Origin of the sequence: Haloferax massiliensis (genome assembly GCF_001368915.1) — an archaeon.
Classification (GTDB): Archaea; Halobacteriota; Halobacteria; order Halobacteriales; family Haloferacaceae; genus Haloferax; species Haloferax massiliensis.
The window spans coordinates 15,610-29,574 of sequence record NZ_CSTE01000002.1 but is presented as its reverse complement, the minus strand read 5'-3'; the positions used below and the strand labels follow the sequence as shown (position 1 = coordinate 29,574).

General features: G+C 69.5%; 13 protein-coding genes and 1 pseudogene. 6 read left to right on the top strand and 8 right to left on the bottom strand.

Annotated elements, in window-relative coordinates; translation table 11 throughout:
• Window positions 1-122 (bottom strand): annotated as a pseudogene (locus BN996_RS20890) (carbohydrate kinase family protein); the annotation flags it as partial.
• A gap of 101 nt (window positions 123-223) precedes the next feature.
• On the bottom strand, window positions 224-1,033 hold the full coding sequence (locus BN996_RS04260; protein ID WP_089777339.1) for a DUF63 family protein: 810 nt from the start codon (window positions 1,031-1,033) through the stop codon (window positions 224-226).
• 66 nt (window positions 1,034-1,099) lie between these two features.
• Between BN996_RS04260 and deoC the strand changes: the two genes are divergently transcribed.
• Both deoC and BN996_RS04250 read left to right on the top strand, forming a co-directional pair.
• Complete coding sequence (gene deoC / locus BN996_RS04255; RefSeq protein ID WP_089777338.1) at window positions 1,100-1,738, top strand: deoxyribose-phosphate aldolase; 639 nt, start codon at window positions 1,100-1,102, stop codon at window positions 1,736-1,738.
• A gap of 139 nt (window positions 1,739-1,877) precedes the next feature.
• Window positions 1,878-2,876, top strand: a complete 999-nt coding sequence (locus BN996_RS04250; protein ID WP_089777337.1) for a calcium/sodium antiporter — start codon at window positions 1,878-1,880, stop codon at window positions 2,874-2,876.
• A 49-nt stretch (window positions 2,877-2,925) separates the two neighbouring features.
• Here BN996_RS04250 and BN996_RS04245 read toward each other — a convergent pair whose 3' ends face one another.
• From BN996_RS04245 to BN996_RS04235, 3 genes are all read right to left on the bottom strand, one after another.
• Window positions 2,926-4,152 carry an outer membrane protein assembly factor BamB family protein gene (locus BN996_RS04245; protein WP_089777336.1) on the bottom strand — a complete coding sequence of 409 codons (1,227 nt, stop codon included), beginning with the start codon at window positions 4,150-4,152 and terminating at the stop codon, window positions 2,926-2,928.
• Complete coding sequence (locus tag BN996_RS04240) at window positions 4,149-5,462, bottom strand: outer membrane protein assembly factor BamB family protein (RefSeq protein ID WP_089777335.1); 1,314 nt, start codon at window positions 5,460-5,462, stop codon at window positions 4,149-4,151. Before BN996_RS04240 ends, BN996_RS04245 begins: the two co-directional genes overlap by 4 nt.
• A 119-nt stretch (window positions 5,463-5,581) precedes the next feature.
• Entirely contained in the window at window positions 5,582-5,983 is a 402-nt protein-coding gene (locus BN996_RS04235) for a DUF5518 domain-containing protein (RefSeq protein WP_089777334.1), read from the bottom strand.
• Between the two features lie 246 nt (window positions 5,984-6,229).
• On the opposite strand from BN996_RS04235, the gene BN996_RS04230 reads away from it, so the two are divergent.
• Window positions 6,230-7,519, top strand: a complete 1,290-nt coding sequence (locus tag BN996_RS04230) for a tRNA (N(6)-L-threonylcarbamoyladenosine(37)-C(2))-methylthiotransferase (protein WP_089777333.1) — start codon at window positions 6,230-6,232, stop codon at window positions 7,517-7,519.
• Between the two features lie 96 nt (window positions 7,520-7,615).
• Window positions 7,616-8,206: a S26 family signal peptidase gene (locus BN996_RS04225; RefSeq protein WP_089777332.1), complete on the top strand. Its 591-nt coding sequence runs from the start codon at window positions 7,616-7,618 to the stop codon at window positions 8,204-8,206.
• A 15-nt stretch (window positions 8,207-8,221) separates the two neighbouring features.
• On the opposite strand, the gene BN996_RS04220 is transcribed toward BN996_RS04225, so the two are convergent.
• The 3 genes from BN996_RS04220 to map form a co-directional block, all read right to left on the bottom strand.
• Window positions 8,222-9,157, bottom strand: a complete 936-nt coding sequence (locus BN996_RS04220) for a cation diffusion facilitator family transporter (protein ID WP_089777331.1) — start codon at window positions 9,155-9,157, stop codon at window positions 8,222-8,224.
• 81 nt (window positions 9,158-9,238) lie between these two features.
• Complete coding sequence (locus tag BN996_RS04215) at window positions 9,239-9,799, bottom strand: HIT family protein (RefSeq protein ID WP_089777330.1); 561 nt, start codon at window positions 9,797-9,799, stop codon at window positions 9,239-9,241.
• Between the two features lie 83 nt (window positions 9,800-9,882).
• Window positions 9,883-10,773 (bottom strand): type II methionyl aminopeptidase, encoded by an 891-nt coding sequence (map, locus tag BN996_RS04210; protein WP_089777329.1) that lies wholly within the window; start codon window positions 10,771-10,773, stop codon window positions 9,883-9,885.
• A gap of 183 nt (window positions 10,774-10,956) precedes the next feature.
• On the opposite strand from map, the gene BN996_RS04205 reads away from it, so the two are divergent.
• The gene (locus BN996_RS04205; protein ID WP_089777328.1) at window positions 10,957-11,658 is read left to right on the top strand and encodes a metallophosphoesterase family protein; all 702 of its coding nucleotides are present in this window, start codon (window positions 10,957-10,959) and stop codon (window positions 11,656-11,658) included.
• Window positions 11,659-11,736: 78 nt separating this feature from the next.
• The gene (gene ppk1 / locus BN996_RS04200) at window positions 11,737-13,962 is read left to right on the top strand and encodes a polyphosphate kinase 1 (RefSeq protein ID WP_089777327.1); all 2,226 of its coding nucleotides are present in this window, start codon (window positions 11,737-11,739) and stop codon (window positions 13,960-13,962) included.
• Window positions 13,963-13,965 lie beyond the last annotated feature (3 nt).

Here is a 13,965-nt window from a genome sequence, read left to right as displayed (position 1 = left end):
GCGCTCCCGCCGCCCGCGCCGACCCGCGACTCGACGGTCGCCTCGCCGTCCGGTTCCGGCAGGGCGTCCACGCGGAGGGTGACGTCCCAGTTCACGTGACCGGCGCAGATGACTCGGGACATGCGTCCGCGTAGGTCGGGCCGCCGGTGGCATAACTCCCTCGGGTCGGGCGACTACGGTGCCGAAAAATGGAGTGTTGGCGCGTCCGAGCAGAACCGCGGCCTCAGCCGGCGATGGCGAACAACAGGAGGTTGTGGACGCCGGGGCCGAGGCCGACGGCGGCGACGAGGCCCAAGAGGAGCGACCCCTCGGTCGGGTCCTCGCGGACGTAGTCGGCGAGGAGTGCGACCACGAAGCCGGCCACGGCGAGTTTCACGAGGACGAACAGCCAGCCGACGCCGACGGCCTCCGCGGTCGGGAGCGCCGCGGCGGCGTCGAGGATGATTCGCGACAGCGGCGTCCGCTCGCCGAAGCCGAGCACGTCGACGCCGACGGCGGTCGAGAGCGCGTCGAGGGCGTGCCCGAAGATGGCGAGGAGCCCGAGCGACCCCGCGGCGGCCGCCTCGGGCGCGAGTCGCGTCACGACCCGCCACGTCAGGGGGGTGACGACGAGCGCGGCGACGAGGGCGAAACCGGGCCAGACGACCGAGAGCGTCCCGGCGGCGAGCCCGATGAACAGCGCGAAGCCCGAGAGTCCGGCGGCGACGAGCGCACCGGGAGCCGCGAGCGCCGTCGGCGAGGCGAGGTCGGTCGCGTCGAGCGCGAGCCACGTCGCGCCGGCGACGACGGCCACGGTGAGGTAGACGGAGGGCGTGCCGGCGAGCGGTTCGACCGCGGGCGGGAGCGCGTCGACGACGTAGAGCACGTGGAGCGCCGACCCCGACACCATCCACGGGACGAGCGCGAGGACGTGCGCGGGGGTGACCGTCGGGCGCGTGCGAGTCAGTCCGACGCCGACGCCGACGAGCCCCGCGGCGAGGGCGACGAGGTAGGGAAGCGGCGGGAGCGCGAACCCCTCGGGGAGGATGGCCATGCAGGAGGCGCGGCGGGGCGGCGTGAAAGCCTTACGTTCTTTAGCCTCGGGTCGCCTCCACCGGGTATGAACCGAGCCGACCTCGCCGCCCGAATCGACCACACGGTCCTCGGACCCGAGACGACGATGGCCGACGTGGAGGCCGTCCTCGACGACGCCGACGAGTGGGGGATGAACGCCTGTATCCCGCCGTGCTACGTCGCCGAGGCGAGCGAGTACGCCCCGGACGTGTTGCTGGCGACGGTCGTCGGTTTCCCCCACGGCCAACACACGACGACGGCCAAGCGCGAGGAGGCCGTCGACGCGTGGCAGGCCGGCGCGGACGAACTGGACATGGTCATCAACGTCGGTCGGCTCAAGGCCGGCGAGGACGACCTCGTGACCGAGGACATCTCCGAGGTCGTCGCGGCCGTCCCCGTCCCGGTGAAAGTCATCATCGAGACGGCGCTTCTCACCGAAGAAGAGAAACACCGCGCCTGCGAGGCGGCCGTCGAGGCCGACGCCGCCTTCGTCAAGACCTCCACGGGCTTCGCAGACGGCGGCGCGACCGTCGAAGACGTGGCGCTCATGGCCGAGTACCTGCCCGTCAAGGCCTCCGGCGGCGTCGGCTCCTACGACGAGGCGGTCGCCATGTTCGAAGCCGGCGCGGAGCGCATCGGCGCGTCGTCCGGCGTCGACATCGTCTCGGGCGCGCCAGAGGAATAGGTCCGCAGTCAAGCGGTCAGTATCACGCGGGCCGCGTCCGGTGTCGTTCGCTCGCTCGTTCGCTCGCTCTCTCGCTCTCTCGCTCTCGCGACCGTCGCGGGCCCAACATTGATTGTTCGACTCGCGAGAACCCAGTACCATGCTCCGAGGCGGACCCGCCGTTCAAATCGGCGTCATTCTCGTGTCAGTACTGGGGCTCTGGATCGGGGCGCGGCTGTTGGTCGACGCCGCCGTCCGGGGGGCTCGGAGATTCGGGCTCTCGGAGCTCACCATCGGGCTGACAATCGTCGCAATCGGGACGTCGACGCCGGAACTCTCGGTCGCGGTCGACGCCGCGTACAAGGGGCTGGGCGACATCGCGGTCGCCAACGTCCTCGGCTCGAACATCTACAACCTGGCGTTCGTGCTGGGCGTCATCTCGCTGGTCCGGGTGATTCCGGTCGCGGAGTCGCTCGTCTCCCGCGACGGCGTCGCGCTGCTGGCGAGTACGCTCCTCGGCGGCGTCGTCCTGTTCGACCTCCGGGTCACGAGGCTCGAAGGCGCGGTCTTAGTCGGGGCGTTCGTCGCCTACACGACGTTCCTGCTCCGGGGGACCCAGACTGAGGTCGACGGAGCGACCGAGCAACCGACTGCGCAACCGACCGACCAGTCGCTCGGCGACGGCGGGGTGACCCGCCCGATAACCGACCGAATCGAGTTCCCCGGACGGGACGCCGTGTTCCTCTTGGGCGGGTTGGGGCTGGTGTTGGTGAGCGGCGACTACATGGTGCTCGCCGCCTCGGAGTTGGCCCGCGGTGCCGGCGTCTCCGAGTGGGTCATCGGCGGGACAATCGTCGCGGCGGGAACGTCGACGCCGGAGTTCGCCGTCTCGCTCGTCGCGCTCCGACAGCGGAGTCTCGGGGTCTCGGTGGGCAACGTCGTCGGGAGCAACATCCTCAACATCACGGGCATCGTCGGCGTCGCGGCCGTCGCCAGCCCGCTCGCGGTGAGCGCCTCGGCGCTCGGGACGCTCGCGTGGCTGGTCGCGGTCACCCTCCTGCTAGTCGCCGCGCTCTGGACCGGGAGAGCCCTCTCCCGCTTGGAGGGGGCCTTCTTCGCGACCTCCGAGGTCACGCGGTGGATACTGGGCCTTCTCTGAGGGTCGCAGTCTCCCGAGGCGGCCCTGTCGAACCTCCGAAACCGCTCTCTTACTCGGCCCGCAGCGCGACGAGCCGTCGCGGCCCGTCGTCGCCGCCGGATTCGACGACGAACAGCGCGTCGCCCGCCGGCGTCGGGCCAGTTAGCGCGCGCCCCGCGAGGTCGTATCGCCAGCGCACCGCACCGATGCGGGTGTCGTCGAGGCCGACGCCGCCCCCCGCGTCGTAGGCGACGACGCCGCCGTCGTCGCTCGTGTCCGAGACGAAGACGGTGTCGCCGGCCCCGGCGGGCGGCGCGAAGAAGTCGTCACCGGCCGCCCACGAGGGGGTGCCGGTACGCTTGTCGAAGGCGTCGAGGCCGGTCCCGTCGGTCGAAAAGACGCGACGGGGACCGACGACGAGCGAGCCGTGCGGCGAGGGCTCCTCGCGGTGCCAGCCCACGGCACCGGCGCGGAGGTCGCCTCTGAGTCGGGCGACGCCCGCGCCGAAGAAGCCCGCGAACACGTCGCCCGACTGGGCGACTGCGAGCGACTGCACGCCGCCGGGGTGTTTGGTTCGCCACTCCCCGGTCGCGCCGCGCTCGCCGCCCTCGTCGCGGAGCGTGACCACTTCGCCGCCCTCCGTGCCCGCGACGACGGTGTCGTACCGGGCCGCGAGGGAACGCACCGGACCGAACACCTCCTCGCGCCATTCGACGGTCCCGTCGCTGGCGCGGACGCGGTAGAGGTTCCCCGCGGTGTCGGAGACGTAGAGTCGGTCGCGGTCCGGTTCGGGTCGGACGACGGGTGCCCAGACGCTCGATTCGCTCGGCGCGTGCCACGCTTCCTCGCCGCCGTGGGTGAACGCGAGCACGCCGGTTCTGGCCCCGACGTGGCCGACGTAGACGCGCTCCGAGTCGACCGTCACCGACGAGCGGAATCCGCTCTGGGAGTCGCTTTCGACCGACCATCGCTCGGTCCCGTCGGCGACGGAAAACGCTCTGAGGCGCTCGCTGGTCGCGAGGTACACCGTCTCCCCGAACACGACCGGGCGGGCCAGTTCGAGACCGTCCACCTCAACGCCCCACGACTCGCTCGGCATCGACGCCGGCCCGGTCGCGCGGGGGTTGTAGCCGGTCCCCTCGGGCGAGAAGTACGGGTGCGGCCAGTCGGCGCGGCCGTCGCCCGTCGAACCCTCGTCGCCGCCGAGACAGCCCGCGAGACCGACTGCCGCGCCGGTTCCGAGGGCACCGACGAAGCTCCGTCTCGACAGCCCCGCGTCGGGGCCGGACCGCGTCACGACTCCGACCCCCCCGCGGTCGCGGTCGTGCCCGCACCGGATGCGTCGGCGTCGCCGACGACGACCAGTTGGGCCTGACCGTCGTCGCGGACGACCGGGCAGTACACCCGCCGGTCGGTCGCGGCGAGCGAGTGTCCGACGTAGCGTCCGAGCGGGAGCGACCAGCGCTCGCGGTCGCCGAGGGGGCCGCCGCCGTCGGTCCGGTTCAGGGCGACCAGTTCGCCCTGTCCGGTGCCGACGTAGACCGTGTCGGCGACGAGGCTCGCCGCGGAGACGTTCTCGCGGGGGTCGTAGCGCCACCGCTCCTCGCCGGTCGCGCTGTCGAGCGCCCGGAGCGACCCGCGCGCGGCGTAGAGGCGCTCGCCGTCGAACGCGAGCCGCCTGTGGACGCCGCCGTCGTCCTCCCAGACCACGTCGCCGTTCTGTCGTTCGAGCGCGGCGATTCGGTCCCAACCGGCGATGTACACCCGCTCCTCGCCGACGACGGGAGCGACGGCCTCGACCGTCTCGGTCGGGGCCTGCCAGTAGGCGCTGCCGTCCGCGCCGAGGCAGTAGAGCCGCTGGCCCTCGGTGACGACGAAGACCGAGCCGAGGTTGACCGCGAGGGGGAGCCGGACCGCGCCGAACAGCGACCGCGTCCACCTGACCTCGCCGGCGTCGATGTCGACGGCGCAGACGCGCTCGCCACCGAGGCCGAGAAACAGCGTCTCGCGGTCGTTGGAGAGCGCCGGCGGCGTCCGCGGGCGACCGGGGAGTTCGATAGTTCGGAACTCCCGGCCGGTCCGCGCGCGGTAGAGTACGAGCCGGTTCGGCCCGTGGGCCGTCACGCCGAGCGAGTAGACGACGCCGTCGAGGACGACCGGCGCGGTCCAGTTCTTTCCCTGTGCGGACCACAACACCTCGCCGGCGGCCGAGTCGAACGCCCGCATCGGGTCACCGGACGTGTAGCCCACCCCGTCGACCGCGACGGGTTCCATGGAGTCCATCCCGAAGTCGGATTCGTACTCGACGGTCGGTTCGGCGACGGCGACCCCCTCGGGGAGGAACGCGGTGTTGGCGTCGTCGTGCGCGTAGGTCCGCCAGCCGCGGTCGAAGCGGACACCCTCGGGGAAGTCGTCGTCCATCTGTCCGTCGCCGCCGAGACAGCCCGCGAGGCCCGCGACCGCCCCCGCCCCGAGCAGGCGAAGCGCGTCGCGGCGGCTGCTCAAAGCGACGGCGGAGGAACTGCGGACGGCCGACGAAGCGGCGCTGTCGGTCGCGGCCGAGTCGCGGGCGGAGGACGAGTCCGGTGGTGTCCTGCGAGAACGCATCGACCACAACTGCACAACACCGTAATAAGTACCTTTTCGCCGGTGCGGTAGCGAGGCGCGAACGCGGGACGGCTGAAAAACGGACGACGAGAACGGCAATCGGGGCCGAACTCGCCGGCTCAGGCCGCGGGTCTGGTGCGGCGGGCGGCCGAGCGGTCGTGCAGCATGCTTCCGAGCGCGCCGCCGATAGCGCCGGGGATGCCCGCGAGGGCGATGATGACGACGGCCGCCGAGAACACGGTCAGGCCGAAGAACACGCCCGCGAACAGGACGTTCATGATGACGAGGCCGATGGCGACGATAATCGCGCCGAGCGTCGTGCCGACGAGGCCGTTGAGCGCCCCGTCGACCATGCCGGTCGTGACGAGGTAGCCGGCGACGAGGCCGCCGATGATACCCGTGAGGACGTAGCCGACCGTGGGGAGGGTGACGTTCGTGAATGGGACCGCGAAACCGCTGAGGATGCCGACGACTACGGTCGCGATGAACCCGTAGGCGATAGCGCGCATGTTGAACTTCATAGCGAGTCTAAATACAACCCACGAGATAATGAATTATATTCGCATTTCGGCGGATAATACGGAGGATGCGAGACTCCTCGGGGGCGGAGCGTCCGTCCGGCGCGATGCTCCGTCGGCCGTGTTCGTCGGCATCCACGTCGAGTGGGCGGTGGCGTTCGTGAGACGATAGCACGGACCGCAGACGCCGGCAGGCTCGGGGGAGACCGCGGCGTTTTTGCCCGCTGACCCGGTACGTGGGGTAACCGAATGGCCCGATACCACATCGAGACATACGGCTGCACCTCGAACCGCGGCGAGAGCCGCGCCATCGAGAGCGCGCTCCGCGACGCCGGACATTACCGCGTCGACGGGCCCGAGGAGGCCGATGTCGCCATCATGAACACCTGTACGGTCGTGGAGAAGACGGAGCGGAACATGCTCCGTCGGGCCAAAGAGCTGGAGGCGGAGACGGCGGACCTCATCATCACGGGCTGTATGGCGCTCGCGCAGGGCAACGACTTCCGCGAGGAGGGTATCGACGCCCAGATTCTCCACTGGGACGACGTGCCGACCGCCGTCACCAACGGCGAGTGTCCGACCCCCGGTCCCGGCGTCGAACCCGTCTTGGACGGCGTCGTCGGCATCCTGCCCATCGCCCGCGGCTGTATGTCGAACTGCTCGTACTGCATCACGAAGTTCGCCACCGGCCGGGTCGATTCGCCCTCGGTCGACGAGAACGTCGAGAAGGCGCGGGCGCTCGTCCACGCCGGCGCGAAGGAGCTCCGCATCACGGGACAGGACACCGGCGTCTACGGCTGGGACAAGGGCGACCGGAAGCTCCCCGAGCTACTGGACCGCATCTGCACCGAAATCGACGGCGAGTTCCGCGTCCGCGTCGGCATGGCCAACCCCGGCGGCGTCCACGGCATCCGCGAGGAACTCGCCGACGTGTTCGCCCGACACGACAAGCTCTACAACTTCATCCACGCGCCGGTGCAGTCCGGCTCCGACGAGGTGCTCGAACACATGCGCCGCCAGCACCGCGTCGACAAGTTCCGCGACATCGTCGAGACGTTCGACCGGGAGCTGGCGTACTGGACGCTCTCGACGGATTTCATCGTCGGCTACCCGACCGAGACCGACGAGGACCACGAGCGGTCGATGGAACTGCTCCGCGAGATTCGCCCCGAGAAGGTCAACGTCACGCGCTTCTCGAAGCGCCCCGGCACCGACGCCGCGGACCTGAAGGGCCTCGGCGGGACGCTCAAAAAGGAGCGCTCCAAGGAGATGTCCGAGGCGAAGATGGACATCGTCGCCGCCGCCTACGACGAGATGGTCGGCACGGAGCGCGAGGTGCTCGTCGTCGAGGAGGGAACCGGCGACTCCGTGAAGTGCCGCGACGAGGCCTACCGCCAGATTATCGTCCAGAACGCCACCGACCACGGCCTCGAACCCGGCGACTTCGCCCGCGTGAAGGTGACCGCCCACCAGACCGTCTACGCCTTCGCCGAACCCGTCGACGCACAGCCCGAACCGCGGGAGCCGACCGTCGCCTGACTGGCCGGCTCAGCGCCGGTTCACCCGGTTTGCGTCCCTGTTTTTTCGCCGACGCCGGCAACAAGATTGATAGCGACTCGACGGCTGACAGCACCCGTGTCCGACGACAGTCAATCGGAGGCCCGAACGCTCGCCAGAGACGCGCTGGAGACGGTCGCCGTCGTCATCGCGGTCGGCGCGGTGCTGTTCGCGGTGAGCGGCGTGTGGCCCCCGATGGTCGCCGTCGAGAGCGGGAGCATGCAACCGACCCTCGAACGCGGCGACCTCGTCGTCGTGACCGCCGAGGGTCGCTACGGCGGCCCCGCGGCCGACGAGCACGGCGTCGTCACGGCGAACGCGAGCGAGGGCTACGGGCGACTCGGCGGCCCGGGCGACGTCGTCGTCTACGACGCGCCGTCGCGCGACGGCTCACCCATCATCCACCGCGCGGTCTTCCGGGTCGAGGACGGCGAGAACTGGTACGAGCGGGCCGACGACTCGTACGTGGACGGCGCGGACTCCTGTGCCGAACTCCTGAACTGCCCCGCGCCGCACGCCGGCTACGTCACCCGCGGCGACAACAACGACTACTACGACCAAGCGCGGGGTATCGCCTCGCCCGTCCGCCCCGACTGGGTGCGTTCGAAAGGCCAGTTCCACGTGCCGTACCTCGGTGAACTGCGGTTAGAGGCGCAGAAACTGCTTTGACCCCCTCCCGGCGCGTCAGCGACCGTCGCCGCCGTCGGGCGAGAACATGGTGTAGCGCTCGGTCTCGTCGTCTTCCTTCCACTCGCCGAGCTCCCGCGGGTCGATGTGGACGAACACGTCGTCGACCTCGTCGATGTTCCGAATCGCCTGCACGACCCACGTCTCGATGTCGTGGGCCTCGGTAATCGTCATGTCGCCTTCGACCTCGATGTGGAGGCTCACGTCGATTTCGGGGCCGACGTAGTGGGCGACCACGTCGTGCGCGCCGTGAACGTCGGGGTGTGACAGCGCCGTCTGGACGATGAGCGCCCGGAGGTACTCCGGCGGGGCGGCCCCGACGAGGTAGTTCACGTTGTCGCGGACGATTTCGTAGCCGGTGTAGACGATGCCGATGGAGACGACCATCGCGGCCAGCGGGTCCAAGATGGGGTAGCCGAACTGGCCGCCGACCACGCCGACGAGCGCCGCGCCCGCGGTGAGGATGTCGTTTCGGTTGTCGACGCCGGCGGCGACGAGCGCGGGCGAGTTCTGCTCGCGGCCGACCGAGTAGCAGTAGCGGTAGAGGACGTACTTGAACACCGCCGCGACGACGAGGACGACGACGCCGAGCGTCCCCGCGGACCCGCCGTAGGTCCCCGCGAGGATACTGGACGTGCTCCGCCAGAGAATCGCCCCGCCGGCGGCGAAGATGCCGACCGCGACGAAAAGCGAGATGAACGGCTCGATGCGCTCGTGGCCGTGGGGGTGTTCCCAGTCCGGCGGCTTCGTCGTCAGGTAGAGGCCGCCGAGGATGATGGTGCTGTAGACCGCGTCCGCGAGGCTGTTGACCGCCTCGGACCCGAGGGCCAGGCTCCCGCTCGTCCACCACACGCCGCCCTTCCCGACGACGAGAAGCACGTTCGCCGCGAGGACGACGAATCCGACTCGACGGATGGCCCGCTTTCGCTCCATTACCGTGGCTTTCGGGAGTGGGGTTCAAATGCGCTTCGGGCCGGAGCGGGCTATTAGACGCACTTCACGTGAGTTTTAGAGTCAGTCTAATTCGAAGTAAACAGCGTCGTCGGAGCCGTCGACGGCCGCCCCGCCGAGTCCGGCGAACGCCTCGTGAAGTTGGTCGTAGGAGTCGTCGAGCGCCTGCACGAGCACCTTCGTGTCGGAGATGACCGGCATGAAGTTCGTGTCGCCGTTCCACCGCGGGACGACGTGGGTGTGGAGGTGGTCGTCGATGGAGCCGCCGGCGGCCGACCCGCCGAGGTTCTCGCCCGCGTTGCAGCCGTCGGGGTCGAAGGCGGCGTCCAACGCGGCGAGCGTCTTCGATTTGAGCCGCGCGTGGTCGAGGAGTTCCGCGTCCGAGAGGGCGGCGAACTCGCCGGTGTGGCGGTACGGGATGACCATGACGTGGCCCGGCGCGTAGGGGTAGTTGTTCAGGATGACGAACGAGTGCGGCGACCGGGCGACGATTTTGCTCTCCCTGTCGTCGTCGCGGTCGGGGAGCGCACAGAAGGGACAGCGGTCGTCATCCGGGTCGTCGGCGTCTTGGTCGTCGTCGCGGGCGACCCACTCGATGCGCCACGGGGCGAACAGTTGGTCCATGACGGCTCAATGGAACCGGACGGGCAAGCCGTTTCGGTCTCGGGGCGGTCGGTATCGCTCCACCCGAACCCGATTTCGTCCGATTACCGCGTCAGGTTCTCGTAGCCGTCTTCGGTGACGATGATGGTGTCTTCGGCCTGTCCGACCAGCGCGCCGTCTTCCTCTTTCAGGACGGGGTAGCCGCGGAGGATGCCCTGCTGTTCGAGCCGGCGGATGGCCATCTCGGAGCGGCCGCCCTCGAACCAGCGGGCCGCGAAGGGGAGCAGTTTGTACTTCTCGCGCACCTCGTCGAGCAGTTTTCGCGACATCCGGTCGCGGACCGAGCGGTCGTTGACGAGGCTGTAAATCTCGTTTTTCGACCCCTCGCTGACCTTGCCGGTGCCGTCGGTGGCGAACGGTTCGATGGCGACCACGTCGCCGACTTCGAGTTCGACGCCGCGGTCCGCGCCGCGGTTCGGGATGGTCGGGTCGGTGTGGGCGTCCCACTGTTCGACGCCGTGGCCCGAGAGGTTGAGGACGGGCGTGTAGCCGTAGCCGCGAATCACGTCCTCGATTTCCGCGCCGATTTTCCCGGTGTGCGCGCCCGCTTCGACCATGTCGAGGGCGGCGTCGAGCGCCTCCTCGGCGGACTCGACGAGTTCGTCGTTGCCCGAGAGGTCGACGGTCACGGCGGAGTCGGCGATGTAGCCGTCGACGTGGACGCCGACGTCGAGACACACCATGTCCTCGCCGAACACGGTGTCGTCGTCGCGGCCGGGGCTGGCGTGCGATGCCTCCTCGTTGACGCTGATGTTGACCGGGAAGGCACAGCCGTCGGCGAGCTCGCGGATGCGCGCTTCGGCGTGTTCGGCGACTTCGAGGTGGGTGACGCCGGGTTCGACCATCTCGGCCGACTCGTCCAACACCGTTCGGAGGACCTCCCCCGCCTCTCGATACTTCTCGACCGTCTCGTCGTCGAGGGGTCCGATGCTCATGGCCGCGACTTCGCGGCCGCGCCGGAAAGCGATTGCGGGATGGCCGGCGGTCGGAGGCGGGCCGCCGCCGTCGACTGCCCTCGCGTGCGTGCTATTCTCTCTCGTGTCTATATAGCACAACAGTCCGAAACTAGCAACCCTTTCTTAGGTAGACGTGCTCAGAGAGAGGAGAGAACGTTTCCAATGAGTGTCCCATCCTTCCACCCCGACGTCGCCGAGCAACACCTTCGAGTCGACATCGACGACTGGGACGACGTGTACGTCGTCGGCGACGTACACGGCTGTCTACCGGCGCTCGAACGCCTCGTCGACCGGCTCGACCCCTCCGAGGACGACCTCGTCGTCTTCGTCGGCGACCTCGTGCGGAAGGGCCCCGACAGCAAGGGCGTCGTGGACTTCGTCCGCGAGCGCGACAACTTCCTGACCGTCCGCGGCAACAACGAAGAAAAGCTCATCCGCGGCACGAAGGAGATAGACGCGCTGACCGACGACGACCTCGACTGGATGTCGAACCTCCCGGTCGCCATCACGTGGGACGGGGCCATCGTCGTCCACGGCGGCGTCCACCCCGAAAAGCCGCTTTCCGAACACGACGTGGACGAACTCGAAAACACCCGGGCGATGAACCCCGGCGACAGCTACGACGGCCCCTTCTGGTTCGAGTACTACGAGGGTCCCGAGCGCGTCTTCTTCGGCCACACCGTCATGGCCCACCCCGCCGTGTTCGAGCACGCGATGGGCCTCGACACGGGCGCGGTCTACGGCGGCGCGCTCACGGCCTACGACCTCCACGCCGACGAACTCGTCGCCGTCGAGGCCGAGGTCACCCACGAGTCCCGCAAGGACTCGAAGATTCTCGAACCCCGCCAGCCCGCGCTGGTCTGACCGCCGCCGTGGCGAAGGTGGGAGCGACGGCCGAGGCGGCGAACTAAAGGTCGCCGCCGAACCATCTTCTCTCAGCATATGTCCGACGACGAGCCTCGCGGCGGCGACTCGCGGGGCCGGCGCGCCGGTCAGTCGACCGCGCCGGTCCGCGCCCGCGAGCGCGACGGAGACGCGACGGAGCCGGCCGACGCCGACCTCGCAGACCCCGCGCTGTATCTCAACCGCGAACTCAGCGAACTCGCCTTCCACGAGCGCGTCCTCCACGAGGCGAGAGACGACCGCAACCCGCTTTTCGAGCGCGTCAACTTCCTCTCGATTCTCACCTCGAACCTCGACGAGTTCTTCATGAAGCGCGTCGGCGGCCTGAAACAGCAGATGGCCGCGGGCGTGAGCGAACTCTCACCCGACGGTCGGACCCCGAACCAGCAGTGGTCGCTCGTTCTCGACCGCGCCCGCGACCTGCTCGACCGGCAGTCCGACTGCTTTCACGACCTCGTTCGGCCCGCGCTCGCCGACGCCGGCATCGAAATCGTCGGCTACGACGACCTCGCGCCCGACGAGCGGGCGGCCCTCCGCGACTACTTCGAGGCGTCGGTCCTGCCGACGCTCACGCCCCTGACGTTCGAGCCGGCCCATCCGTTCCCGTTCATCTCGAACCTCTCGCTGTCGCTCGCGGTCCGCACGACCGAGGGCGCAGAGGAGCCGACGAAGTTCTCGCGGGTCAAAGTCCCCGGCAACCGCCCGCGACTCGTCAACGTGGACGAGCGCGTCGGCGACGCGGACGGACCGACCGACGCCGCCCCCGTCAGATTCGTCCCGCTCGTGGCCGTCATCGAGCGCAACATCGACCTGCTGTTCCCGAACGTCGAGGTCGTCGACACCTCGGCGTTCAGGGTGACGCGGAACGCCGAGGTCCGCCGCAACGAGGAGGTCGCAGAGGGCCTCATCGCCACGATAGAGGACGTGCTCCGCCAGCGTCGGTTCGCCACGGTGGTCCGCTTGGAGGTCGAGTCGGGCACGCCCGAGGCGGTCCGCGACCTGCTCGCGGAACAGCTCGACGTGGACGACCCCGAGGTGTTCGAGCGCGACCTACCGCTGGACTACGGGGCGCTCGCGTCGCTTTTCGACCTCGACCGCCCGGAACTCGAAATCGCGCCGTGGACGCCCCAGCCCCACCCGCGGTTCGCCGGCCGCTCCGCCGACGACCCCGAGTCGGTGTTCGCCGAAATCGCCCGGAAAGACGTGCTCGTCCACCATCCGTACCACTCGTTTACGGGCACCGTCGGCACGTTCCTCGCGGCCGCCGCGGCCGACCCCGACGTGCTGGCAATCAAGGCCACCATCTACCGCACCGCCCCCGACTCCGAGGTCATCGAGACGCTCATCGAGGCCGCCAACAACGGCAAACAGGTCGCGGTGATGGTCGAGCTCAAAGCGCGGTTCGACGAGGAGAACAACCTCCGGTGGGTCCGCCGGCTCGAAGAGGAGGGCATCCACGTCGCCTACGGCACCATCGGCCTCAAGACCCACTCGAAGACGGCGCTCGTCGTCCGCGAGGAGGGCAACGAGGTGCGGCTGTACTCCCACGTCGCCACCGGCAACTACCACTCCCAGACCGCGAAGCTCTACACCGACCTCGGGCTGTTCACCGCCGACCCGGACATCGGCCACGACCTCGTGCGCCTGTTCAACTTCTTCACCGGCCACTCGCGGGCCGAGACGTACCGGAAACTGCTGGTCGCGCCGACGAACCTCCGCGAGGAGATGACGCGATTCGTCCGCCGAGAGGCCGACCACGCCCGCGCCGGCCGCGAGGCCCGCATCGTCGCCAAGATGAACGCGCTCGAAGACCCCGCGATGGTCCGCGAACTGTACGAGGCGTCGGTGGCCGGCGTCGACATCGACCTCGTGGTCCGCGGCATCTGTCGGCTCCGACCCGGTATCGAGGGGCTGTCGGAGAACATCTCCGTATCGAGCGTCGTCGGTCGGTTCCTCGAACACTCGCGTATCTTCTACTTCGAGAACGCGGGCGACCCCGACTACTACGTCGGCTCCGCCGACTGGATGACCCGCAACCTCGACCGCCGGGTCGAGGCCGTCGCGCCCGTCGAGGACCCCGAACACCGCGCCGAACTCGACGCCGTGCTCGACGCGCTCCTGTCGGATAACCGCCGGCGCTGGGTGATGGACGCCGACGGTCGGTACGAACAGCGTCGCCCCGGCGACGACGAGCGGGTCCGAGAGGCCCACCGAGAGCTGATGGACCGAGCGCTCGGCGCGGCGTACCGGGCGGGCGACGACTGAAGA

Bases quoted from the DNA above. Each gene is read 5' to 3' on its own strand.
- BN996_RS04260 (WP_089777339.1), bottom strand. From the start codon at position 1,033: ATGGCCATCCTCCCCGAGGGGTTCGCGCTCCCGCCGCTTCCCTACCTC.
- deoC (WP_089777338.1), top strand. From the start codon at position 1,100: ATGAACCGAGCCGACCTCGCCGCCCGAATCGACCACACGGTCCTCGGA.
- BN996_RS04250 (WP_089777337.1), top strand. From the start codon at position 1,878: ATGCTCCGAGGCGGACCCGCCGTTCAAATCGGCGTCATTCTCGTGTCA.
- BN996_RS04240 (WP_089777335.1), bottom strand. From the start codon at position 5,462: ATGCGTTCTCGCAGGACACCACCGGACTCGTCCTCCGCCCGCGACTCG.
- BN996_RS04235 (WP_089777334.1), bottom strand. From the start codon at position 5,983: ATGAAGTTCAACATGCGCGCTATCGCCTACGGGTTCATCGCGACCGTA.
- BN996_RS04230 (WP_089777333.1), top strand. From the start codon at position 6,230: ATGGCCCGATACCACATCGAGACATACGGCTGCACCTCGAACCGCGGC.
- BN996_RS04220 (WP_089777331.1), bottom strand. From the start codon at position 9,157: ATGGAGCGAAAGCGGGCCATCCGTCGAGTCGGATTCGTCGTCCTCGCG.
- BN996_RS04215 (WP_089777330.1), bottom strand. From the start codon at position 9,799: ATGGACCAACTGTTCGCCCCGTGGCGCATCGAGTGGGTCGCCCGCGAC.
- map (WP_089777329.1), bottom strand. From the start codon at position 10,773: ATGAGCATCGGACCCCTCGACGACGAGACGGTCGAGAAGTATCGAGAG.
- BN996_RS04205 (WP_089777328.1), top strand. From the start codon at position 10,957: ATGAGTGTCCCATCCTTCCACCCCGACGTCGCCGAGCAACACCTTCGA.
- ppk1 (WP_089777327.1), top strand. From the start codon at position 11,737: ATGTCCGACGACGAGCCTCGCGGCGGCGACTCGCGGGGCCGGCGCGCC.